18 protein-coding genes are annotated in these 22,512 nt (G+C 56.2%); 3 read left to right on the top strand and 15 right to left on the bottom strand.

The features are described from left to right. Positions 1 to 8: 8 nt before the first annotated feature. From U5A05_RS03205 to U5A05_RS03195, 3 genes are read right to left on the bottom strand one after another with little or no spacing between them, the layout of a single operon-like run. A complete protein-coding gene (locus U5A05_RS03205) occupies positions 9 to 2,792 on the bottom strand; it encodes a helicase-related protein (protein ID WP_321835686.1) in 2,784 nt (927 codons plus the stop codon). Beyond that, positions 2,789 to 8,074, bottom strand: a complete 5,286-nt coding sequence (locus U5A05_RS03200; RefSeq protein ID WP_321835684.1) for a DEAD/DEAH box helicase — start codon at positions 8,072 to 8,074, stop codon at positions 2,789 to 2,791. The genes U5A05_RS03205 and U5A05_RS03200 overlap by 4 nt, the downstream gene beginning before the upstream one ends. After that, positions 8,071 to 8,922 (bottom strand): WYL domain-containing protein, encoded by an 852-nt coding sequence (locus U5A05_RS03195; protein ID WP_482219330.1) that lies wholly within the window; start codon positions 8,920 to 8,922, stop codon positions 8,071 to 8,073. The genes U5A05_RS03200 and U5A05_RS03195 overlap by 4 nt, the downstream gene beginning before the upstream one ends. A 1,240-nt stretch (positions 8,923 to 10,162) precedes the next feature. Between U5A05_RS03195 and U5A05_RS03190 the strand changes: the two genes are divergently transcribed. The 3 genes from U5A05_RS03190 (at position 10,163) to U5A05_RS03180 (ending at position 13,273) form a co-directional block, all read left to right on the top strand. Beyond that, positions 10,163 to 11,311: a hypothetical protein gene (locus tag U5A05_RS03190; protein WP_321835682.1), complete on the top strand. Its 1,149-nt coding sequence runs from the start codon at positions 10,163 to 10,165 to the stop codon at positions 11,309 to 11,311. 172 nt (positions 11,312 to 11,483) lie between these two features. Then, entirely contained in the window at positions 11,484 to 12,041 is a 558-nt protein-coding gene (locus tag U5A05_RS03185; RefSeq protein ID WP_321835679.1) for a hypothetical protein, read from the top strand. A gap of 2 nt (positions 12,042 to 12,043) precedes the next feature. Continuing rightward, positions 12,044 to 13,273: a PDDEXK-like family protein gene (locus U5A05_RS03180; RefSeq protein ID WP_321835677.1), complete on the top strand. Its 1,230-nt coding sequence runs from the start codon at positions 12,044 to 12,046 to the stop codon at positions 13,271 to 13,273. Here U5A05_RS03180 and U5A05_RS03175 read toward each other — a convergent pair whose 3' ends face one another. The 12 genes from U5A05_RS03175 to U5A05_RS03120 all read right to left on the bottom strand — a co-directional run bounded on the left by U5A05_RS03175 (position 13,274) and on the right by U5A05_RS03120 (position 22,487). Next, positions 13,274 to 13,771, bottom strand: coding sequence for a GIY-YIG nuclease family protein (locus U5A05_RS03175; RefSeq protein WP_321835675.1), 498 nt, complete (start codon positions 13,769 to 13,771; stop codon positions 13,274 to 13,276). 161 nt (positions 13,772 to 13,932) lie between these two features. Further along, positions 13,933 to 14,550, bottom strand: coding sequence for a recombinase family protein (locus tag U5A05_RS03170; RefSeq protein WP_321835673.1), 618 nt, complete (start codon positions 14,548 to 14,550; stop codon positions 13,933 to 13,935). Positions 14,551 to 14,933: 383 nt separating this feature from the next. After that, a complete protein-coding gene (locus tag U5A05_RS03165) occupies positions 14,934 to 15,539 on the bottom strand; it encodes a hypothetical protein (protein WP_321835671.1) in 606 nt (201 codons plus the stop codon). Further along, entirely contained in the window at positions 15,536 to 16,090 is a 555-nt protein-coding gene (locus U5A05_RS03160) for a hypothetical protein (RefSeq protein WP_321835669.1), read from the bottom strand. The genes U5A05_RS03165 and U5A05_RS03160 overlap by 4 nt, the downstream gene beginning before the upstream one ends. A gap of 14 nt (positions 16,091 to 16,104) precedes the next feature. Beyond that, the gene (locus tag U5A05_RS03155) at positions 16,105 to 17,790 is read right to left on the bottom strand and encodes a DUF3987 domain-containing protein (RefSeq protein WP_321835666.1); all 1,686 of its coding nucleotides are present in this window, start codon (positions 17,788 to 17,790) and stop codon (positions 16,105 to 16,107) included. After that, complete coding sequence (locus U5A05_RS03150) at positions 17,787 to 18,857, bottom strand: toprim domain-containing protein (RefSeq protein ID WP_321835664.1); 1,071 nt, start codon at positions 18,855 to 18,857, stop codon at positions 17,787 to 17,789. The genes U5A05_RS03155 and U5A05_RS03150 overlap by 4 nt, the downstream gene beginning before the upstream one ends. A 3-nt stretch (positions 18,858 to 18,860) precedes the next feature. Beyond that, a complete protein-coding gene (locus U5A05_RS03145) occupies positions 18,861 to 19,160 on the bottom strand; it encodes a hypothetical protein (protein ID WP_321835661.1) in 300 nt (99 codons plus the stop codon). Continuing rightward, complete coding sequence (locus U5A05_RS03140) at positions 19,160 to 19,366, bottom strand: helix-turn-helix transcriptional regulator (protein WP_321835659.1); 207 nt, start codon at positions 19,364 to 19,366, stop codon at positions 19,160 to 19,162. Before U5A05_RS03140 ends, U5A05_RS03145 begins: the two co-directional genes overlap by 1 nt. Positions 19,367 to 19,469: 103 nt before the next feature. Beyond that, positions 19,470 to 19,973 (bottom strand): hypothetical protein, encoded by a 504-nt coding sequence (locus U5A05_RS03135; RefSeq protein WP_321835657.1) that lies wholly within the window; start codon positions 19,971 to 19,973, stop codon positions 19,470 to 19,472. Next, positions 19,966 to 21,225 carry a tyrosine-type recombinase/integrase gene (locus tag U5A05_RS03130; RefSeq protein WP_321835655.1) on the bottom strand — a complete coding sequence of 420 codons (1,260 nt, stop codon included), beginning with the start codon at positions 21,223 to 21,225 and terminating at the stop codon, positions 19,966 to 19,968. The genes U5A05_RS03135 and U5A05_RS03130 overlap by 8 nt, the downstream gene beginning before the upstream one ends. A gap of 240 nt (positions 21,226 to 21,465) precedes the next feature. Then, on the bottom strand, positions 21,466 to 22,131 hold the full coding sequence (locus U5A05_RS03125; protein ID WP_321835653.1) for a DUF799 domain-containing protein: 666 nt from the start codon (positions 22,129 to 22,131) through the stop codon (positions 21,466 to 21,468). Then, positions 22,128 to 22,487: a DUF4810 domain-containing protein gene (locus U5A05_RS03120; RefSeq protein ID WP_261740777.1), complete on the bottom strand. Its 360-nt coding sequence runs from the start codon at positions 22,485 to 22,487 to the stop codon at positions 22,128 to 22,130. Before U5A05_RS03120 ends, U5A05_RS03125 begins: the two co-directional genes overlap by 4 nt. Between the last annotated feature and the right edge of the window lie 25 nt (positions 22,488 to 22,512).

Raw genomic sequence — 22,512 nt, 5'->3', positions numbered from 1 at the left:
GCCGCCCGTTACAGTGAATCGGGCAGCAGCACGTACACTCCCATCACATCCACTGGTAGACAGGCGCTAACGCTGTACTGCCCGACATCGCGGGCCGCCTCGCGCACTCGCTGGTGGTCGGCCAGCAGCAATTCAGCGCGTTGCTCGGCGAGCATTTGCAGTTGTTTCGGGTGTGCGGCGATAAAGTCGAGAGCAGTGCGGATTTCGCGCTGCACGGCTTCCAGCGGCAGGTTGCCGCTGGGCGTGCATTCCAGCAGTCGCGCCACCGTATCGCCCTCTAGCCATTGCGGATTGCTGCGCCCCGCCACGGCAATGGCCACGGTTTCTTCTGCCATCATCTGGAACGGCTGACGACGGCGCACATAGCCCAATTGATGGCGCAGGCGCAGCAGATAAATAGTGGTGACCACCTCCACGGTATCGGTCAGCGTGGCAGCGCAGCGTGCAGCAATGCCCGCCTCCCCGCTCAGGCTGGTCTCCAGCAGATATTCCGCCAGCACACTGACGAGCGGGTGGCTGCGGTGCAGCTCATTGAAGTCAATTAGGACCGGTTTGCTTATGCCTTCATCGGCCAGACGCAGCTTGAGTGCCTCAGGTAAATGCTGCGGTAGAAAGCGAAATTGCTGTTTGCGCACCGGTTCCAACGGAGCATTGAGGCGGGTACAGGCGCTCTGTACAAAACGCTGAACATCAGTCTGGGTGCCTAGTGCTTCTTGCTGTTTTTGCCACTCTGGTAGCACTTCATCAGGGCGGATTCTGCGCTGAGCGAAGACGGTGCGATTAGCCTTGGCTTTTTTCAGCGCGTCCTGCCATTGCTCCTGTAGCGGTGCCAAAATGCGTTCGGGCTCGCCAAAGTCAAAACTGACTTGAGGCGATGACTTTTGGCTATCACTGCGCTTCATCAGCGCAGCCTTGACCAAGGCTTGATTGATGCGAGCTTCGTCTTCAGGCATGGGCACTAGCACGCCCAGCTCTTTTTGGATGGTTTCTCCTTTGCGCAGAATCACGTTCAGCACAAAACCATCGACAGGGTTGTCCTGCCCCCAGAGCATCGTGCAGCGAACCTCTTCCGACTGTTGGCCAAAGCGATCAACGCGGCCTTCACGTTGCTCGTGACGGGTTGGGTTCCAAGCCAGATCGTAGTGAACCACGGCAGTGAACAGGTGCTGTAGATTGATGCCCTCGGACAGACAGTCGGTGGCGACCAGAATGCGCAGTTCGCCTTCTTCCATGGCGTCAACACGCTCATGCCGGTCTTCCGGCGTGTACTCCCCAGTGACGGATTCGACCGTGGCCTTGGGAAAGGCTTTGCGCAGGTGTTCTGCTACATAGTGAGCGGTGGCGATATAGCGGCAGAACACTACGGTGTGGTAACCGTCTTTAACCAGTGCCTCGATATGCCGTATCAGAGAGGCTAACTTTGGGTCTCCCGTCTTGCCGGAAAGGCGCTCAGCTTCCTGGATCAGCCCCTGCAGCCTGCTGGTTTCTTCAAGTTTCGCGGGCGGCTCCAAGTCACTGCCGTCGAGGTTGTCGGCCTCGCCATCGTGCAGACGTTCGTCGGCAAGTAGGTCGTCTGTTGCAAGAGTGCCTTCCAGCCGGGTGGAGAGTGCTTTGACCGCCGCAGCTGGTGAGGAGGCGACGCAACGCAACAGCGCGAGCGTCGCGTACCAGATCAGGCGTCCGCGGCCTTCGCCCTGCTGTTCAATTGTTTCAGCTATCTCACGGCAGTAATCCTGAACAGAATCAAAAAATCTTCCCCAATCGCCGCTGAGCTGGTAGGTCACTTCGGTTTTCATACGGCGAGGAAAGCCGCGACCATCGCCAGTTTCGGCTTGCCATTCGGCGATGTCCTTGCGACGGCGCTGAACAAAATGCCGCGCTAACTCCTGCCGCAAGGGGTCATTGGCTGAAGTACGGTTTTGTAGGGCAACAAAGCGCGGATCGAGCAACGACAATAGGTTGTAAAATGCCGCTTCATCGCCCGAGTGAGGGGTTGCAGTGAGCATGATCAGGTGCCGATTTTCATCCTTCACCAGGCGCTGCAATAACTCAAAACGTAGCTGTTTGCCCGCGCCACTGCTCGCGCAGGTATGCGCTTCGTCAACAATGACGCACTCCGGTGCAATTGCCAGAAAGTGCGCGCGATGGCGCTCGCTCTTGATGTAATCGAGGCTAACCACCACCACGGGATAGTGATCGAATAAGCTGACGCCATGGGGAATATCGCGCTCGATACGGGAGGCCGATGCCGAGGTCAGCGCGATAGCTTGCAAATTGAAGCGGGTTTCTAGCTCGCTTTGCCATTGCTCTACCAAGTGTGGTGGGCAGAGGACAGCGAGACGGGCAATCTCACCTCGGTCCATCAATTCACGGGCAATCAGGCCGGCTTCGATGGTTTTACCGATACCTACGTCGTCCGCAATCAACAGACGCACGGTGGTAAGGCGAAGCGCCATCAATAGGGGAACTAGCTGGTAGCCACGTGGCTCAACCGCGATATTGCCAAAAGAACGGAACGGACCGCCGCCAGCCCTTAGCTTGAGGCGTAAGGCATCACGTAGCAGCAGTGCCGCCGCATGGTTACCTGCCTGCTCAGGCTGTGGCCACGGAAAGGTGGCAGGCTCAACCGGCTGCAGTTCAAGTTCCGGAATCAGGGCAATAGTGTCGTCGTCTGCGCCACCGAGAGGGCGCAGACGCAGCCAGTCACGGCGTGATTCGCTTTGCACTACCCATTCGCGGCCACGGGCACGAACTAGGTTACCGGGCATGAAGTCGTGTTCAAGCTGGGTCATTTTGTTTTCTCATGGTTGCCGAACACATCGGGATGAGCCGCAAACTGCACTTGCCATAGCGATGGGTCGGAGAAGTTCAGCACTTGCCAGCCTTTGTCAGCCATTAAGGCAGCAGTGTCGGTGTCAATGTCTTCAAGAAACACCAACGCACGGACTGACTTGTATTGGCCGGCGGCTATGGCTGCGCCTTTATTGACGGGCAACTGTATGGCATCCGGTTGGCGTAAGCCTGAGGCATTCAGGGCGCTCAGCCATTGCGTGAGGAGAGCGTTGGCCGGTGCGCTTTCTTGAGTTGGCGGTATATTTTGCTTGGGCTGGACTTCGGCATTTGCCAGCGCAACCAACACTTTGAGCGCATCGCCATTGCGGCGATTAATGTTCTCGTGGTCGGGCTGGTTGAAGTAGGACAGTAGGCATTGGTAGCAGCCGGCTTCACAGATGTGGTTACCCAGCGCATTGGTTTGCTCCAGCGAGGGCAAGTCTTCCAGTTTCCATGGGCCTAGTGGTACAGCGTGATGCAGTAACCTGAGGGCATTACTAGCGACCTGCGCCAGGCTGGCTGGGTCGCTGGCAATGCGAGTCAGCACGCCAGCCCCCCCTTCAGCCGCCTCGTAGAACATCAATGCCCGGCGCTCGTCCGCCTTGGGCAACGGTTCGGCCACGAGTTCGGACTCTTCGATCTGGAAGGTCATTTCGATACCGCGCTTGAGCGCCGCCTGCAAGGTCGCCATAGCCTCCGTCGATAAGGCATGCACAGGTGCCAGAATCAGCAGGTTGCGGTGGTCCTCGACGAAGGGAACGATGCGCTGATTGGGCACCTTGTCGAGCAGGGCCTCGTCCTTGCCTTCCTCATCATTGGCCCCCGGCTCGTCCTGTTTGCTCCAAGTGCCGGTGATGGGGTTGATGTAAAAGCCCAACTGCTCCTTGTTTTTGCGCCTACGCCAGCCACGGTTAATGCGCCACAAGCGTGCGGCAGGAGCATAGGTCAATTCAGCTAAAGCTTCGTCGCCGAGCCTGACATCGGCCTTGCGCTGCTGGATGACGCCATCCGGCCCCGGCAGGAACCGGTAGGTGGTTTGTAGCTCAAACCCCTGACGTTGACGATCCTCATCATTGATAGAGATGCGTTCGACAGCGACCGTTTCCACGGTTTCAATGCGATACAGCTCTCGCACCCAGTCGTGTTCGGTCAGCAGGGCATCACAGTTTTCACAGCGATTGACCAAAGGCTGCGTGCCGTTGATATCGCCCAAATGACCGTAACCGCATTGACTGCAGATCAGCGAGGTGATGGTAGCGAGCTGGCTGTTGCCGGAAATGTGATCGGCCGAACCCACGTTAAGTTTGGCGCGCACTACGCGGTACATACGACCCTGGTGATAAATCAGACTGCGCGGGCCGAACTCTGATAAGGCCAGGAAGCGTGGACGGCTCACCATGCTGCCCTCGTCGTCCTTGCCATTCGCGGAGGCCCCCCCGCGTGCAGGAATCCAGGCCATCAAGGGCAACCGAGGAAAGTTATAGCCGGGCAGAAAACCCTGACTGGCCAGATAACGATACGTGTAGAAATCCGAGTTCTGCGTGTTCCCATTCTTCAGCAACACAGCGTACTGCCGGGCCGCATCGCCGTAGCGGCGCTGGGCGTTCTGACGCTCACTATTTGATGCCGTATGGCTTTTAACGATCTGATCAGCCATGTTCATTTGTGTGCGTGTTGCATCAAACAAGACGCGCCAGCGCTCCATTGCATCGGAAAATGCCTTGGGCGCACGCTCAATAACCTTCTCTACATAATCGGCTGAAAACCAGTCGCTATCGGCCAGTTCGCTCTGCAACTGGGCAATGACGCGGGCTGCACTGGCTTTGGCGCGCTGTGTCACAGCAGGATCATTAAGGGCATCGTGGTAGGACTTGATCAGCGGCTTGCCGGCTTGATCAAGGTCGAGCATAGGGGCGATGCTGACATCGAGGGCAATGTGGGCGTTTGCCAACCATACCGCCTGCAAATGGCTCTCGACCAGATCGCGATTTGCCAGATCCAGCGTGGGCGCACGGACGATGCCATGCACCATTTCGTTGGCATGATGGAAAAACCATTGGTCATGGGGGCTCAACGAAGCGCAGTAGGTAATGACCAGCGCTTGCTGTCCAGATCGCCCGGCCCGCCCGCTGCGCTGCGCGTAATTGGCCGGGGTAGGTGGAACATTGCGTAGGTACACGGTATTCAGTGAGGAAATGTCGACGCCAAGCTCCATGGTCGGCGAACAGAACATGATCGGGAGTCGTTCCAGAGGGGCCTCGTGCGCCGGGTTTTGTGCCCAGTCCTTACGGTCCTTGTCGGTGTAGCGGAAACGCTGCTCCAGCAACTGGCGCCGCCCGGCATCCACTTGGGCCGTGTGCTCCTGCGCCTCAAAATCAAACAGCGGATGGCTTTTCTGTCGCAGTAATTCCGAGATGCTCAGATAAAGTGTGCGAAAGAACTGATTGGAGCGGGAGTCTCCCGTCTGCAGGAAGCCCTCCGGCAAACACCAATCCAGCGCGGCGGCATTCAGCCGCCAACCAATTAGATGTTGATCAATCGAATGCTTCTGGACATAGCCGTAAAGTGCCGCTGCTTGCAGCAGTTCCTCTACCAGTTCGACCCACTCAGGGTCTTTCCAGATAGCGACCAATCCGGCAAACGCGGTCTCTTTCCATAAGGCAGCGGTTTTGATGTCACGCAGCATGCGCGAGCGAGGCCCACCGGTCACTAGATCCGTTCTCGGCTTGCCCTTAAATTCCGGTCGCTTGCTAAGAATCAGGTATTTGGATGTTTCCAACTGCTCATCGGGAGCAAATGCCCAGCGCTCGTTCAGGTAGGCGAAGGCACTGGTTCGCGCCTTGTCTTGCTCTACCGGATCAAGATAGCGAGTCTCAAGACATAGCCCGCGACGCATTGTGTCGAAAATAAGCTGACACAAGACTACCCGATGCGCGGCAGTCAATTTCCCCAACAGGCTACTTTTGCTAAAGGCAGCAGAGTCGGCACAAAAATCATCCAGGCTGCGATAACTAATAGCCAGCAAACCCAGTTGATCTAGGTTCGGATTGTTGAATCGCCAGCCGCGACGCAGATCCCGCAGCAAGCGGTAGCCGATGATGTAGCGCAGAGTGCGCTGCGCTTCTTGCCGAGCCAGTCCCATCAACTTGGGTGTGCGCAGATACTCAGTCAGAGTGGATTCATCCAGCCGATCAAATCCGAGCGCCTTGAACACGGCGTCTGCCAACTGTTCTTCGCTAAGCTCGCCGCCGCTGTTTTGCAGCGCACCAATAAGACCTGAACGCAAGGTCAGCAAAAAAACGAAATCGTTGAAATGACCGGCTTGTAATGCTGCGTCCTGACGGTTGTCGGTAAAGCCGAGCAGCTTTCGTGGATCAGGTTGCCCGCTTTCCGGCTCTTTTTCGTTAAAGAGCTGGCGCAGTGCCGTCAGCGTCAGAATCGTCGTAGCAGACGAGCGCCCCTCACCAGAAAGACTAGCCAGCCGATTGATGTCTTTACCATGCGCTTCATGCAATTGGCCGCAATTCAAGCAGAAACGGAATTTGCCTGGGACGTACCAAAACGACTCGCCATGCCCCTCATTTCCCTGCGGATTAACGGTCACGCTATAGGGCACGGCTTTTTTGTAGTTTTGCTTGATCTTGATTTGGTCGCGACTTAAATCCAGCCATGTCTCAGGAAGATCTTCAAGATCTCCACGGAAGGACAGATTGGAGCCCGCAGGGCAAAGGAAGCCATAGAGGACGTCTTCGTTATCGTCTGTTGTGATGTCATCTATTTCACGGGGCGTAAAACTCGCGGGAGGTTGCTTTGATTGCCAGACAGGCAGGTACTCTTGGCCGCAGTCTCGGCAAAAGTGCACGGGATAGAGCTGGGCTCCCTCTCCTTGACGGCCTGGCGCGAAACGCTGAGCATCCAAGGTGATATGACGAATACCAGGAGCCTCAAGGGTAGTCAGGACCTTACCAGGACCGCTGATAAATTGGTGAAGCTTGAACGCGAATGGCGGCCGCCCTTGCGGTGTTTTGACCTCATGTGCGGCAACGAGAAAGCGCTGTAGGCCGTCGCGCGACACATCTATCGCACAACCTGAATCGCCCGCCAACTTTTCACTGGCTGCTTGTATGGTCATCGGTTTTGCCCGACGCGGTGGCTCGTTGTCAGGCAGCTCAATGCCAAGGTTTAGCTCGACCCAAATGGATAATGGATCAGCCTGAAATGCGTCAAAGTTGGCCCACGAAAAATCAGGGCTAGCTACTGCACCAGCCAAATCAGGCTGCACTGCCGCGACATCTTTCAGTGGATCAGTCACACGCTCCAGCGTTTCACCAATGATCTCTTGCTCACTGATAGGAGTACCAAATAACTTGCTGGCCACTGCTGCCACTGTCTTGTTGCGATCTGCCAGGGTTCCGGTGCTGGACATGGTAGCGGACGTGCCGATGCAGACGAGTTCGTCTGCCTGTAAACGCTCCCGCAACCGACGCACAAGCAATGCCACGTCTGCGCCTTGACGCCCACGGTACGTGTGAAGCTCGTCGAGAATCAGGAACTCCAGCCCTTGACAGTGATCCACCACGCGGCGGTCCACCTCGTCAAAGCGAGTCAGGATCAGCTCCAGCATCATGAAGTTAGTTAACAGGATGTCAGGTGGGTTGCCTGCAATTACATCTCGTTCTGCTTTTGACTCTTGCCCGGTATAACGCGAAACTGTGAAGGGTTGTTGTCCCTTCGGATAGCCATGAAGGAATTTGTCTAGCTCTTCGAGCTGACTATTCGCCAGGGCATTCATTGGGTAGATAACGATGGCGCGAGTTCGTGCGGTTTTTTCTTGGTCTTTTGCTTTCAAAATCCGGTCAATTACCGGAATGAAGAAGGATAGTGATTTACCGGAGCCAGTGCCTGTTGTAACGACATAGCTCTGCTTTCCTTGCCCCTTGGCCAGCGCTTGCAACTGATGCGCATAGAGGTGCAATGGCTGCGGATGTCCCTCCGCTTTGCCAACCTGAAAAAGCTCGGCACAGGCGTCGTGCAACACACCCGCTGCGACCAACTGCTGCACCGTGCCTTTACGTTGGTAGTTTGGGTTGATTTGGACGAGAGGCTCTGGCCAATAGCGACCATCGGCATATTGTCGTTCAACTTCATCCCTGATATCGGATGCTGCAATTCGGGAAAAGCTTCGTGAAAACGAGCTGTATTCGTCGATAAGCTGATCGCGAAAGCCAAATACGTTGTTCATTTATTCTTTCCTTCCCTTGGAAGCGTGTAGCCAGGAGCTAATACAGCATTCTTGACGCCATAAAGCGCTAGATGGTCCTTCAGCCAAAGCCGATATTGATGTCCTTGCAAGCTATGGTCTGGCGAAGCGTCGACGCTCCATCGCAAAAGCATGTAGCCAGCAATCGCCGCGCGGACACGAACTCGAATCGATTCGTCTGCCATCGCGTAGTCCATTCGAATGATCTCGGGGCGTTCCAAGCGTGGGTGCGGTACCAGTTCTAGCTCCACAATCCGAGTCCACTGAATGTCGTGGTCTTGGTGTTCGCTCGCTTTCGCTTCTTCATCTAATAGCCTTGGGGCTCGAATCCGCGTTACGACAAAGTCACGGAACTCGTTGCTCTTCCGGTCAAAGGCACGAATGTGCCAGCGCAGTCCTGAGTCGACGAGCGCAAAGGGCACAATTACACGCTCGGATTCTCCACTGCTCATAGAGTGGTAGCGGATGGATACCGGGCACTTTCGGTGGATAGCTCGACAGATTGGTGCAAGGATCTCCATGCGAGGGCAACTTAAAATTGCCGGAGTTTCGCAGGGAAGTAGCGGCTTTGGTTCGCCGTTCACACCATCACCAAATCCGAGTGAAAGTGCTGACAAAACTCGCAGTTGAGCATGCTCAAACAATGGTACGAATGTTTTACTCGTCCGGTAGACCTTGTTACTCCCATCGAACTCGATGTTCTGTGGCGCAATTTCTCGATACAGGGCCAAGTCTCTTGTGGCACCCGCCGGAGCTACTCCGAAGCGGTTCGACAGGTCAGGCCGCCCAATCTCGCCTACGAAGTAGAGGCGAAAGTCGATATAGGCCAAACGTTCTCGTTGAGCATGACTTAAATGATTGACACGCTGAGGGGGCATGGTCAAAGGCTTATCATCCAAATAGCGACGCCGCAAGATCGCAAAAATTGCACTTCCTACTCATTATTTGCGCTGCTGACATAATCAAAATGATCATATCATGGGTTGTGGCGATTATCCCTTATCTGAAGTTGAGCCTTGTCCTGTTCGCGAAATTGCTGCGCCAAGTCGCGCATTTAGGTCGAACGACGCCCTGCAATGCGTTGCGCGCAACTGCGGTCGTACCCTCTAGACTTCGCGGTCCGATGCTTTTTCCCACAGGCGCCATCTCCGAATTATGGCCGCCTGCCGTGCCCGCCGCTCGGGTGTCCAACCGTTCGCCAGCTCCATCTCCAACAGTTCGTTTTGCGCTTTTTTGGCTTTCCGCGTGCGCTCGGGCCTCTCTAGAGTGCAGAGAATCCAGACCGTGGCCGATACAGGTTCACGCCTTGTCCCTTTCCTCAAACAAGCCTCTACGCGTGATGCAGACCGAACACGAGCGGGCCGCGAAGCTCAGTCGGTTCTATGTTCATCTGCTGCCTACGCAAGCGATGAGGAAGAATCTGGGGGGCAATAGTAAAAAGGGGGAGGACCATGACTGGTCTTCCCCATTTTTCGTCGATAAACCACGTAATACCCTAGTTTTTTTAAGGTGATCCGCACGGCGGGGCGACGCCATTGGGTGTCGACGCAGGTCGGTACCGACACCAGCTTAGTGTTCGTTTTCAGGTGCACCTCAGGTGCTACACATAACAAGACAAAATGGGACGGACGAGTCTTGATTTCAGGGCTTAGGAAATGTGTTTTTTGTTGCACTTTGTCGGGATAACCCAAAGTGATACGCACCAAAAAAACTCGGGGCAAGTAGGGGCGTCTGCTTAGAGGACATATCTCGAATGACTGCTCCTGAAGGCGAGTATTTAGTCGTGGGTCCGAGCGTTAACCGCCAGAAGACTCACAAGGCAATTGAAATCTGGAATCCGGGGGTTGGTCGCGATGAGCAAGTCAGTACGTCGCGTCCGACTTATCCAGTGGCGAGTGATAAGAGGTTTGTCGTTCAGCAGCAAACTCAACCCTATTCAGATCTCCCAGTACGGATGGCAGAGTTAATCGACCAATACACCCAGCTCACGCGATGCTGGCAGTGTGCCAAGCCTACTGGCATGCTCTCGACGATTTGTCGGTAGACAGTGTTGAGCTAGGGAGAGCGACTGTGGGTTTAGAGAGCAAGGCAAAGGCAGCTCAACTGAGTGTTCTGAGCAAATACGGTGTATTGGCAGACTTTACCGACGTGGAAGAGGTGGTGCTTGACCGCGCCCTGAAAGGCCGCTTGTCTGCGAGCGCGTCGAAGGACCTGACCTTCGCTAACTGGTGTGACCAGTTACTGGGGCCGGGCGAGCGGCTTCCAGTTGCGCGTTTTGATAATCCAGTTCCTGGGCAAATCCGACTGGGCAAACTCGCTGTGGGGCAGGACCTCGCCGCCAGCCTCAAGTCTCGCGACCGGCAGTTGCAAGCTAGTCTCAAGGCGTCCGAGCAGGAAGTCATACGGTTGCAAGGCGAATTGCAGGAACTGAGGCAAACCAAAGCTCTTATGGCATTGATGGAGCCGGTTGGCGAGGACGCGCGGAGGTTGAAATACTGGTATCACGAAACAACCGGTTATCTGCATAACATCCTGTGGGAGATCAAGGAAGTTGACGGTCACATCTTCGACCATCAAGGCCAACTCAACCGGGATTATCGTCAGCAACTGGTCGAGATCATTCTGCGGGCACTGAACGGTTTGGTCGCACTAGGCTTTTTTATCGAGGCCGAGTTGTGTGACGCGTCATCCAAAGAGCCTGTTTTGCCATCGGTGATGTTGCATCACAACCCGGCAGATCCTGATGAAGCACATCTACTGGAGGGCTTTGCCTTTGTCGTCGAGGACGTACAGCCGGATGTGCTCGTGGCAGCCAGCGAGTGTCTTTTTCTGGGACGGGCTCTACCCGAAATCGACAAACAGCACCGCTTCAATTGTCACGTCAACGTCTCCTGGCGCCACATGCTTGAGTTGGACGAAGACGAACTGTTTCACCTGTCTTGCTTCCTGCATAAGTTGTTTGAGGCATTGGCCAGATCGAATGACGGTAGGCCGAGGGGGGCATTGCGAGAGGCGGCGATCCTTTGCCTGGTACTTTCCAGCACCGCACCCTGCATGCCCACGCGATTACAGCAAGTGCAAGCGCTGAGCTTGCAGGATACGTTTTACCCGGGGTACAGGCCGTTCACGACCGCCACCTCGAAGCCTGACACAGATGTATCCGCTGGAAAAATACTCGAGCACCTGTTCCATACCTTGCATGCACTTGTCATGCGCTGACGTAAGCTTTGATTCGCAATGGAATAGGCAGGATCTGTGACCGGTAGCTACGGGGAAAATAGCGGCAACGGCGCACTGATACTGATCCACCCTTACCCTTCAGCAACATGGAGGACAACACGATGAATACGCACTCTTGGGTGCCTCTTTGTGCAGAACTTTGGAGTGACCTTTGGAAAGACTTGAAGCGGCGTTGAAGCAACTGGTAAGTGCTCATTCAAAACTGACTGAACATGCGCCAATTACTGCACTTGCCCAACACTTGCGAGAAACCCAAAAAACGCTTGATCTCGGTGAGCTTCCTGTCCTGCCTCAAAAGCCTGGGATTTATTACTTCGAAGCGAAATTTAAGTTTTTCACAGCAGCGGAACTTGGCGAATTTGGTGAGCGATGGGGAAAAATACGGGCCGAAGCGCATGACGGAAAAATCCCTCGTTATTACCCGAGTAGGGTGGAGCATCACTTAGCGGCATTGGCAGCAGGCGAACCGATCCCATTTTATTTAGGGAAGCGAGAGTCGATAGCTGATCGAATCAAAAATCACGTCGAGTCGCTCCTGGAATCCGGAACGTATGCACTTAAGCTTCGGGCAAGACCGCACTTAATTCGTGATGTGGAAATTACATATAGTTATCAAAGTTTCGAGGTGCCGCCGACATCTTACTTCGGGGTTGGGTTAATCGAGTCTGAACTACGAAAAATACTGAATCCGATTCTGGGGAAACAGTGAGCATGGAAAAAGTACAACTGTTGTTGAGTCAGGCCGGCAGCCTGGTGAGGGAGACGAACGCCAAACTCGCAGCAAGCGGTGAGCTGTTCAACCTCTTCTCCATCACCCAAATCGAGCGGGCCGAGGTCAACACTCACTCGGCGATGATCGCAGAACTCTTGAGCCCCAAGGGCCGTCACGGTCAAGGTGTGTACTTCCTTGAACTGTTCCTGTCGACAATTGGTTTCGAACACGAATGCAGCCTCAGCGACGCCAGGGTGCAAAAGGAGCAGATTTTCGCGGGATACGGTCGTGTGGATGTGGTGATTCACCTGAGGGATCACCTCATCCTGATCGAAAACAAGATCGACGCCATCGACGGCAACCAACAACTCAAGCGTTATGACGATATTGGCAAGGCCTCAGGCAAGCAGTGGCAGTTGTGTTACCTGACAAAGAAAGGCGCGGAGGCGCACGCAAGCAGTCATTGCGGCGTGAGCTACCGTCGACTGTCGTACCAGGAGCACATTCTCGACTGGCTTGAGCAGTGCGTCAGCACCTCAAGCGCGACGCCGGCACTTCAGCATGCATTGATCCAGTACAAGAATCTGGTCCAGAAAATCACCGGGCGAGCCATGACCCATACCACACGAAATGCACTGATCGAACTTCTCATTGCCGACGACAATTTGCAGGCTGCCGAGGCCATCGCCCAGGCACTGCCCCATGCGAAGGGAACAGTATTGTTCGGCTTCTTTGATGCTGTGCGACACGCATTGTCAGAACGTTGTCCGCCCGTGTCATCGCCGATTGACTTTACCGGGCATGAAAGTAGCGAGGCGAATTGCCGCAAGTGGTTTTTGCCCAAGGCATTGAGGTTGAAGCACGTGGGGCAGTTTTTCGACATTGGTGTCGAAGGAATGCTGCTACGAATCGAGGTTGCTACTGATGCGCTGCATTATGGCGTAGTGCCGGTCAGTAGCGGGAAACTGGCGAGCGATGGAGGATTGTTGGCGCAAACGCCTCAATTGCCTTTGTACCTGATGTGGCGGAATTGGAATGCGTTCAAATGGTACTCATGCCTTTACCAGGACAACGTTGCCAGCAAAATGGACTGTTTGTCTGATCCCGGGGCATTGGTCACGGAGGTGCTGCGCACTGTCGAGCTGATCAAATCTGAGCTGACTGGCCAGCCTGAGTTGCAGTGTGCAAGTGTCAGTACGACGCAACCACAAGCAATGCCAGTCAGTTAACTAGCCAATTTGTCGGTTGAAAGCTGGCAATGTACCGTGCCGTTTCATGTGGGCCGTCTGTAGATAGACCTCTATGAGGGATACCATCACCGGGTCAGAGACCGTAATGACTGCAATCCGTGCTTCACCGTCTTGAATGTGAGGCACTGGATTTTTGTCGTTCACAAACCCTGTGAACCAATGGTTGGGAAAGGTTCGCCAACCGTCTTCTCGGATGCTGGGCGTCTTAACATGGTCCCAGACCCGATGGTGCAGGTTGTTCCGGGTTGCCTTGCCGATATAGAGGATTTGCCCTTCAGGGGTACCAAAAAAATACACGCCACTCTTGCACCCGACACCATCGCCGGTGACCAGCATTCCCAAGTTGGTTGGGTCCGACCAGTCACCGATGGCGGGACTGGCGTCACCAAAGGCGAGTTCTAAAGTGACCCTGTCGAATATCGCAGGCATGGCCTGGGCAAGATCATTTACCAGGGTGAATGCTTCTTTAAAGTCCACTTTTCCCCTCCGTTCGCTATCCGTTTAGGCCAGCATTGGCATAATTCTTTTTGGGGCAGACTTCTCCCCCCAGAAACGTCCGCTTCTGGCCGATTTCTGCCTGTTACGAGGGGCGATAAGCTGACAGTGGCAACAGGCAGAAATCGACTGTGGATTCGCTTTCAGGCGCTGGCCAAGTCCCTGATCCTGAGGACGGTGGTGGTTGAACAGTTGGCGTGCCTGGCTGTTGCTCGGATGCCAAGGCCTGCACCGAGCAGTTCTGTAACGCGCTTGTGCAGATCTTCATCAATCGGCCGGCCCTGATACTTACCGGCAGCTTTGGCCTTCTCGATGCCCTGGGCCTGACGCTCGCGGCGTTGCTCGTAATCCTTGCGCGCAATGGCTGCCATCATTTCCACCAGCATCGAGTTGATAGCGCCAAGCATCCGCCCGGTGAACTCGTCGCCCTTCGTGTCCTGCATTCCCTGGTGACTGGTCGGCAGATCGAGCGCGACGATGCGCAGGCCCTTGGAATCAATCGTGACCTTGAGCTTCTGCCAGTCCTCCACCGGCAAGCGGGAAAGGCGGTCTATCGACTCCACCAGCAGCACGTCACCCTTGCGCGCATCTTTGAGCAGACGCAGCAACTCGGGCCGGTCTGCGGAAGCGCCGCTGGCATTCTCCAAATACACGCTCGCGATGACCTTGTTATGTTCGCTGGCGAACTGGTCAAGCGAGGCTTGGGCGCGGCTGGCGTCTTGTTCTTCGGTGGATGCTCGGAGATATGCGCGGATGAACATGATGTGCCTTCCGTATCAGTTAGGGTGCTCTACTAATACTGTTGCACTATGAGTGTCACTTATCAAGCGGAAAGGGCAAATAAATTTGAATGTGCGCGTAGCAGCTAAGGCATGCCTCAGGTGCAATACATCATCGGACAAAACGGGACGGACAACTATTAAATTTAAGGCTGAGGCCATGTTTATGAGAACGGCTCAATTAGCTAAGAGGAGGGACTAGATCGTCCCCCTGGAATCAATAAACACCTGGTAATCGCCATCCGTGGCGTTTCGTTCAGTCCAAGAGCTCGCGACGAATCTTGTCCTGCTCTCGCAACTCTTCGGCCAGTTCTCGCAGCAGCGGCCTCATCCCGCCTGTCCAGGCATTGCGCGATGCAGCGGCCTTACCCTCGGCGCTTCGCGGTCCGGTGCTTTGTTCCCAAGGTCGCCATTGCCGGATCAGCTCCGCCTGCCGTGCCCGTCGCTCGGGTGTCCAGCCGTTCGCCATACTCAACCTCCAATAGTTCGTTCTGCACTTTTTTGGTTTTCCGCGTGCGCGCGGGCTTGTCTTGGATACCGTTGTTAACCTGGACCTGATTGCCGATGTTCGCCTGTTTCACAAAAGCGACCTGCTTGGGAATTTTGAGTTCAGTCAGGGTCTGCAAGGTAGCCCTGGCCTGGTTCTGGGCCTTTAGCGCCAGGCGCATGTAGGATTGCAGTCCATCCATGTGCTTGGCCCTCAGTGCCCGACTTGCAAGCTGCGCGAAAAGAACGTCCAGAGTGTGCGCCTGCGCCACCAGCATATTTTCTGCTCGAGTCATGTCGCCGTTGTTGATTGCAGCCGTCTGCCGCTTCAGTTCGAGGACAACATCGGTAACCGGCGAATCGCCGACCAGGTTGCTACTAACAAGCAATGCCGCGCTCAAGGTCTCCGGGGTCAGGCAATTGCGGGCGAAAGCCTGTTCCTCCGTTTCCTCCATGGTTAACTTCTCTTTCAAGGCACTGCTCATTCGCTCACCTCCATAGGGGTGTTGTTATACCGCTGGCGCAGATCAAAACCAGCCACACAGTAACGACTCGTTGCCGCATGGCAGGCGAGACAGCTCATCAGGTGGTTGGTGTATGTCGCATCGGCCTCTCGCCATACCTGTGACGCCGTAGCGGCGGTGTGGACGGTGTGCTGTGGCGCAGGTTCATCCGCGGCGTGGATCTCGGCCGGTTGCTCGACTCGCTGCGACCGGTTGATCCATGCTGGACTGGCGCGGATCGTGTCAGCTACCAGAGTCGCATCCGTACCAGCCAGCTCGGTAAGGTCGTGCGGCTCCAGGTGACTGCCTTCCAGCAATACGGCAGGACGGGTGTCGAGCAGGCGCGCGACACGGGCCAACCATGCGCGTGACGGCATCGGATCGTTGGCGGCGTTCAGTGCGGTGATGATCTCGACCTTGTGAGCAACCAGTTCGGCCAGTAGGTCGTCTGACGGCTGGCGATCAGCGCGCAATTGCAGGCAGCCATCCTGCCCGATCGCCATCTCGACGCCGACCTCACCTGCACGGTGCATCAGCTCCGCGGCGCTCAAAGCATTAACTCCCACTTCTGCTCGCTGCGGGCGCGCGCTGATGCAGGGGGTTGCGGATTCTGCGGTTTCTGCGGAAGGCTGTGCAATTGCTGGGGTTCTGCGCTCGGAAGCACTGCGGAAACTTGCGGGAGCGCTGCGGATGCGGGACGAATAGCGCAGGTAATCCGTGCAATTTCCGCAATTTCTCGCAGATCTTCCGCAATCGCAAAGCCGCGCAATTGCTGGGCTTCCGCAGAATCCGCAACTTCCGCAAGGGGGTTGATCCTGAATTGCTTACCGTCGCTGCTCAGCAGGTGCTGATGCTTCATCAAAACGGCCAGCACTTTGTCGCGCACCTTGGCCGAACGAACCGCAGCCGGCCCCGACTTGCCCAGATCATTGATGTGGAACTCTTGCCACGTGGCCGTGCGTTTGGGATCGCGCAACCAACTCATCAGCTCGATGGCAACCTTCTGTTCAGGATTAACCGGGGCCGCATCGGTGTAGCGCTGCCACTCAGAGAGGGAGTAACGCACCAACTTGCACGCGTTACGCATGCAGTCACCATCAATCTGCTCAACGCCCCTAAAGAGGCCAAACACAGCAGCCAAGCGCAACGCCTGCTCGGCGCCGCGGGCGGCGAACGGCTTCAGGCCAGCGAACTTTCCGAGCGGTCCACGCTCGCTCTCAATCTCGTTGCGGAAGTCTACCCATACCTGTTTAGCCTCTGCATTAGGCTCCAGAACAGGCGGGGTGACCTCGCCGGTTTCCGGATCGATACATTCCGGGCTGTCGGCGATCTCTTTACAGCGCGACCAGTACGCTTGCAGGCGCGGGTCTACGTAGGCGCTGTGCTGCAGTGACTCGATGGTGATGAAGCAAGTGCCGGCCAGGCTAACCGGCGCAGCGAGCAGGAAGCGTGCTAGAAAGCCCTGCCCGACCAACAGCGGATCGCTCAGCGCCCCCGCCACAGTCACTGCTTGTGCCATCAGGTGAATGCTCAGACGGCGGTTATAGGCCACGCCGGAGCCTTCAAGGTTGCCGCGCGAGCGGGTGCGCTCGAATTTCCCTGAGGAATAGACTGTCGTCAGGCCGCCGAGGGTCGCGGCCACGGTGTCAGCCTTAAGCGAGTGACCACCGAGCATTTGCCCTCCTTCGTCCGTGTCCCAGCTTGCAGCCGACTTGCCCCGGATGAAGTCGCCAACCAGCGGCTCGAATGTCGCATCGCTGTATTGGGTCTTCGGATCGGGCGGCAGCGGGTGTAAAGCCAGAAACTCATCACGCGCCTTACCTTTTAGGCCAGCAGCCATTGCCTCAATCTCGGCGCAGGCTTGGCGGTGTTCGGCGCGCGCCTCCTTCTCCGCTTCGTCAATCGTCTTGAAAGCCAGCTCACGCGCGCTCGACTTACCCTCCCCCGAATCGAAAAGCGACAGCATGAACAGCGAGCAAGGCGCTCCTTCCGGCTTGCCCTTGAAGTGCCAAGCGTTGACACGCGTCTGCGCCAGGTGGGTGACTGCGCCGACAACGCACTGCCCGGCGATGGCGGCAGGTACCATTGCATGCTCAATAATCGCCTCGACTGCGTCGCGCATTTCGTAGGTCAGGGCGTCCAGAGGGTAGAGCATGGGCGGCATGGTGTCCGGAAGCAGCGGTTTAGGCGCCAAACCTGCCGGACTCTTAATCTCGGTCATCAACGCATTCATGCCCGCTCCTCCCGCCATACGGCCAAATCGTTGAAGTCGGACAGATGCAGAGGCGCATCCTCCGGCCAGGCCGGCAGGACGTACCCGCAGTCAAGCATCGCAGCCGCATGGAGGGTCGCCAGCTTGCCCGCGTTGGGCTTGCCCTCGGCTTCCTTGGCGCGGTCATCGTCGCCGCCGACGATCAGCACGGCATTGGGATAATGGCGCTTCAACTCCAAGCCGGCCCGCAGCACATTGCCGGCGCTCATTGCTGCGGCGACCGGCCTGCCAGTCTGCTCGTGAAGCGTCGCGGCAGTGGCGATACCCTCGACGATGAACAGCTCGACGCCGGGCTCGATACGCCCGAACGGGCAGTAGCAGCCGGTGATCCGGCCACCCGAAATGAAACGCTTGTTGCCGTCGGCCGCGATGCGTTGAAGGCTCACCACTTTGCCACGGCAGCAGATCGGAGCCAGCAGCATGTCGCCGAGCTGACGCAGGTGGTGGGGCTTGATGTGTTTACGGGCCAAATACGGATGATCGGGATCAGCCGGCCCGGAGAACGCCCAATCGCGACGCGCACGAGCGGCGGCGCGATCCCACCCGGCTTGCTGCTCTGCATCGGTCTGTTGTTGGCGCTGCTCGCGCCCGCGGGCGATACGCTGACGCTCGACCTCCTCGGCGAGAAGGTCGCGCTTATCGTCGCCGCCGAACGGCAACCCCAGCTGCCCGGCAATGATGCGGGCGGCCTCCGTTTGACGGCAGCCGCGCAGGTAGGCCAGTAGCGACACAAGGTCGCCGCCTTTATCGCCGCTGGCGAAGTCGTGCCAGGTGCCGGTGTGCAAGTTAATGCTGAACGAGCCGGGCTTACGGTCACCGCGTACCGGGTTGGTCGGCCAGTACTCTTTGCCGATGCGCTTGCCATCCGGCAGCCAGTCAACCAGCAGATTGTCGGGGTCGACCAGGGCAGCATTAGCGATGCGCTGAATCTCAATATGGATCGGCATCAGTGCAAGCCCGCCAGCGAAGACTTTCTTCAGGCCGAACACTGCCGGCCCGCGTTGATTCGTGGGTTGTTGGGTAGGCATGGGCTACGCCTCCTGCGGGGTCAGGAAGTCACCGAAAACCACGAGTTCGGACGGAATTTTGCTGCTGCAGACATAACCATCAAGCAGCGAGAGGATCTCGTCCAGGATGAAGCTCTCATGATTCTCGAGACGGCGGTCGGTATTGGTCATCATCGCCCCCAAGACCAGCCAATACGGGGCGAACTGCATCGTTGTAATCAGAAGGATGGAAACGGATTCACAAAGAAGCAGGCGGTTGATCAAACTAACAACCTGTCCATGGGTGCGGCTGCTTTTCTGGCAAAGGGAGTGGTCGCTTTTCATTACTGGCGCTCCCCCAACTGCTCAGCAATCCACGCTTCGACCTCGAGAGAATCCCAGCCAACTGCATGGGCGCCAGCAATGCGGCGGGATTTCGGGAAACGGCCATCCTTCATCAAATCGTAAATCGTAGTGCGACCCAGGCCGGTTTTAGCCTTCAGCGTTGTCATGCGCCAAATACAGCGGGGAGATTGTTCTGTTACGGTCATCGTCGTTATCTCTGGGGCCCCCTCGTAATGAAGCGGACGATGCCTAAACTATGTGAGCGAAACAGAGGGCACTAAACCACTAAATCGGAACATTTAATGGTTTTTAACCTTCGAAGCCATCCAGCAGGCCATGAAGTTCGGTATCTATAAGTTTCTCAGCGTCGTCTCGATGCTTTTCCAGTGCGCGATGTACTTGGCGCTCCGAAACCCGATACCGGTCAGCGACATCGTTGCAGGCTGCCTCCCAGCCAAGCCCGTCTCGTAGACGGAGTACGGCAGCCGCTGATAGTCCGAAGTCCCGGTCAATTTTGCTGGCGTCCTCTGGGCGTCCACGTCTTCGACGCAGTAGCAGAGTTGCATCCTCCTTGTCGGCTGTTCGCTCCAAGGTTTGTTTGAAAACCTCTGTCATATAGCGTGTGAATACGCTCATGTCATATGGCTGACCAGCGGTCATTCGCTCAAGGAAGTACTCGATAAGGCATCGCTCTGCGTAACTCTCGCCACCCAGTGCGCACAGGAGCCCCACTTCAAGGTCATCAAGTGTTGCGTCTGCCCACTTAGGTCCTTGTTGCACTTGATTCAAATCGAGCTCGGCATGCTCAGTCATGGATTATTTTCCGAATCGGAACGACGTTATGTGCTGGTTGTTTGGTCGCGTAGTTTGCCCAATCGGCCATAAGGGCGCGCCGCTTCTTGATGAAGTCGGATCGGGAGTAAGCAGCCTCGGTCTGATCGCGCTCATCGTGAGCCAAAGCCAGCTCGCAGATTTCTCGAGGAAAGGTGGTGCACTCGTTTGCCCAGTCGCGAAAGCTCGCACGGAAGCCATGTCGAGTAATATCGGCATGGCCGAGACTGTGTAGCAGGTTGCGAATGGCGTTAGCGTGCATGACGCCGGTCTTTCCTTGGCCTGGGAATAGATATGGACTGTCCTCAGTGATGCATGGCATCGACTGTAGCGCCTGGAGAAGCTCAACAACCTGAGGAGCTAGGGGAATATCGAAGGCTTGACGCATCTTCATGCGCTCGGCGGGCAGAGACCAGACACCACCCTGCAAATCAAGCTCCGCCCAAGTGGCAAGCCGGACCATTTGCGCACGTGCGCCGGTCAGGATAAGCAGGCGAGCTGCCATGCCGGCGCGCGTCTCGCTCTGCGCCAGCTTGACCATAAGCCCCGGAACGTCGCCCCAGTGCATAGCTGGAAAGTGCTGACGCTTGCGAGCCTTCTTCTTCTCAGCCTTACTTAGCAGATTATCCAAGTGACCGCGCCAGCGTGCTGGATTGTCACCATCGCGCAGGCGGCGGGCCTTGGCCGCGTCCAATATCTGTTCAATCTGGCCACGCACTTCATCGGCGGTACGGGTCTTGGTCGCCCAGATCGGCTGCAATACCTTCAAGACGTGCTCGACTTGAATGTCGCTGGTCGACAGCTTGCCGATAACAGGGAAGGCGTAAAGCTCCAACTTCCGCAGCCAGCCTTTACGCCATTTCTCCGACCAGTCAGCGCCGTGGGCGTTTCGGTATTCGGTCGCCAAAGTATCAAAAGTTACACCTCGCGCCTGCGCCTGTCGCTCAGCTTCTCGCTTGGCTTCTCGCTCAGCATCACGGGTGGCAAGAGGATCACCTCCAGCAACCAAAACTTTCCGTTGATCTGCGGCCAGTTCGCGAGCCTTCGCGAGGGTAACGGTTGGATAAGGGCCCAGCCCCATTTCCCGGCCTTTGCCACCCAGCTTGTAACGAAAAATCCAACTGGACACACCGGCTTTGCTTATCTGGAAATACAAACCATCGCCGTCGTTGGTTTTTCCTGCATCTCCGGATTTAACAAGTGATTCGATTGCCTTGATTGTCAGCTTGCCCATAAAGCCCCCGTCGTTATGACCCACACCACGACCCACACCTTAATCTCGGCTTGCAGCGTTCAGGGTCGGACATATTCGGACTGATACTAGGCTTTAACCCCTGTAAAATCTAGACTTCGACGACACACTCGAAAACCTCCGGACGACTAGAATGCCGGCCACAAGCCGGCTTTTTAATGCCTGAAATAAAGCTGACCTGCCGTCCTTAAGCTGGGCTTAATGCAGACTCTGCGTCACATACTAGTCCGACCCATACTTGGGTGAACGTGGGCCGTAGAGGATCCCCACGGGCCGAGCTGGTGACAGCATGCGCGCACTCGCGATACCGGCCATTGGGTGTGCTGCATCGGTCGAGGAGTTGAACACTTGCTTGACCGCTGCGCTGATCAACATGCCGATAAGCCCCCCACCGCTATTGCTTTTGCCTTCTTCGCTGGAGGCCCGCGCCGCGCCTGCCCACAAGGTAGTGCCCGTTTTCAGGTCTACCAGTTTGGCCGTCGCTGTCACTGACGTGTCACTGGAAAGCACCCTGTAACGAGTACCGTACTCGGTAACGGTGATATATAGCGCCGCGTCCGCGCCAAAAATCTCATGCAGTTTGTCCGTATCAACGGCCTGGATGTCGTGCGCAGTCGTCAAACCGTTCTGTCGGAAGGTCTCGTCTACCAGTGCAATGGGCAGAACGTAGTAGCCCGCTTCAGCCAGCGGAAAAGTAACTTGCGATAACAGGCTATAGGGGGCCTGAACTTCGGGTGACTCGTTGATCGGCGCTAGCACCAGAATACTTTTAGGACGGCTTTGTTTAAACGCCGAGTAATCATAAGCAATGGTCTTGGGCCCGGCACAGCCTGCGAGCAATACCGCGACCACCAACACAGCCGAATACTTTAGAAAACGCGGCATCATTTAGCGCCTCCGGTCTTGGCGTTCTTGAGTAAAAAGTCCATGTAGGGAGCCGACTCGGGAAACAGCGCCTTCTCGGTACTGAACTGCTGCACCATCTGATCATCCTTGCCTGAAGCGAGATACAACATGCCCAAATGCGCGTGATAACCCGGTGGCACCATACGACCACTGGCGCTGATCTTTTGCAGATCCCGCTCCAACGCCTCGATTTGAGCTTCCTTGGGCTCACCTTTTAAATATTCATACACTTGCGGCTGGTAACTTTCCCACTGATAGAGCGTTTTAGGTGCACTTTGGCACCCGACAACACTCATTATCGCGGTTAGCATTAGCGCCAACTTCACCGAATGATTCATTAGTGCTCTACTCCTTGAGTTGCAG

Origin of the sequence: Pseudomonas kulmbachensis (assembly GCF_963681935.1) — a bacterium.
Lineage (GTDB): Bacteria > Pseudomonadota > Gammaproteobacteria > Pseudomonadales > Pseudomonadaceae > Aquipseudomonas > Aquipseudomonas kulmbachensis.
The sequence above is the reverse complement of the archived record's forward strand: the minus strand, read 5'-3'. Positions and strand labels throughout refer to the sequence as shown.

Bases quoted from the DNA above. Each gene is read 5' to 3' on its own strand.
- U5A05_RS03205 (WP_321835686.1), bottom strand. From the start codon at position 2,792: ATGACCCAGCTTGAACACGACTTCATGCCCGGTAACCTAGTTCGTGCC.
- U5A05_RS03200 (WP_321835684.1), bottom strand. From the start codon at position 8,074: ATGAACAACGTATTTGGCTTTCGCGATCAGCTTATCGACGAATACAGC.
- U5A05_RS03180 (WP_321835677.1), top strand. From the start codon at position 12,044: ATGGAAAAAGTACAACTGTTGTTGAGTCAGGCCGGCAGCCTGGTGAGG.
- U5A05_RS03170 (WP_321835673.1), bottom strand. From the start codon at position 14,550: ATGTTCATCCGCGCATATCTCCGAGCATCCACCGAAGAACAAGACGCC.
- U5A05_RS03165 (WP_321835671.1), bottom strand. From the start codon at position 15,539: ATGAGCAGTGCCTTGAAAGAGAAGTTAACCATGGAGGAAACGGAGGAA.
- U5A05_RS03160 (WP_321835669.1), bottom strand. From the start codon at position 16,090: ATGCACCGTGCAGGTGAGGTCGGCGTCGAGATGGCGATCGGGCAGGAT.
- U5A05_RS03155 (WP_321835666.1), bottom strand. From the start codon at position 17,790: ATGAATGCGTTGATGACCGAGATTAAGAGTCCGGCAGGTTTGGCGCCT.
- U5A05_RS03150 (WP_321835664.1), bottom strand. From the start codon at position 18,857: ATGCCTACCCAACAACCCACGAATCAACGCGGGCCGGCAGTGTTCGGC.
- U5A05_RS03145 (WP_321835661.1), bottom strand. From the start codon at position 19,160: ATGAAAAGCGACCACTCCCTTTGCCAGAAAAGCAGCCGCACCCATGGA.
- U5A05_RS03140 (WP_321835659.1), bottom strand. From the start codon at position 19,366: ATGACCGTAACAGAACAATCTCCCCGCTGTATTTGGCGCATGACAACG.
- U5A05_RS03135 (WP_321835657.1), bottom strand. From the start codon at position 19,973: ATGACTGAGCATGCCGAGCTCGATTTGAATCAAGTGCAACAAGGACCT.
- U5A05_RS03130 (WP_321835655.1), bottom strand. From the start codon at position 21,225: ATGGGCAAGCTGACAATCAAGGCAATCGAATCACTTGTTAAATCCGGA.
- U5A05_RS03125 (WP_321835653.1), bottom strand. From the start codon at position 22,131: ATGATGCCGCGTTTTCTAAAGTATTCGGCTGTGTTGGTGGTCGCGGTA.
- U5A05_RS03120 (WP_261740777.1), bottom strand. From the start codon at position 22,487: ATGAATCATTCGGTGAAGTTGGCGCTAATGCTAACCGCGATAATGAGT.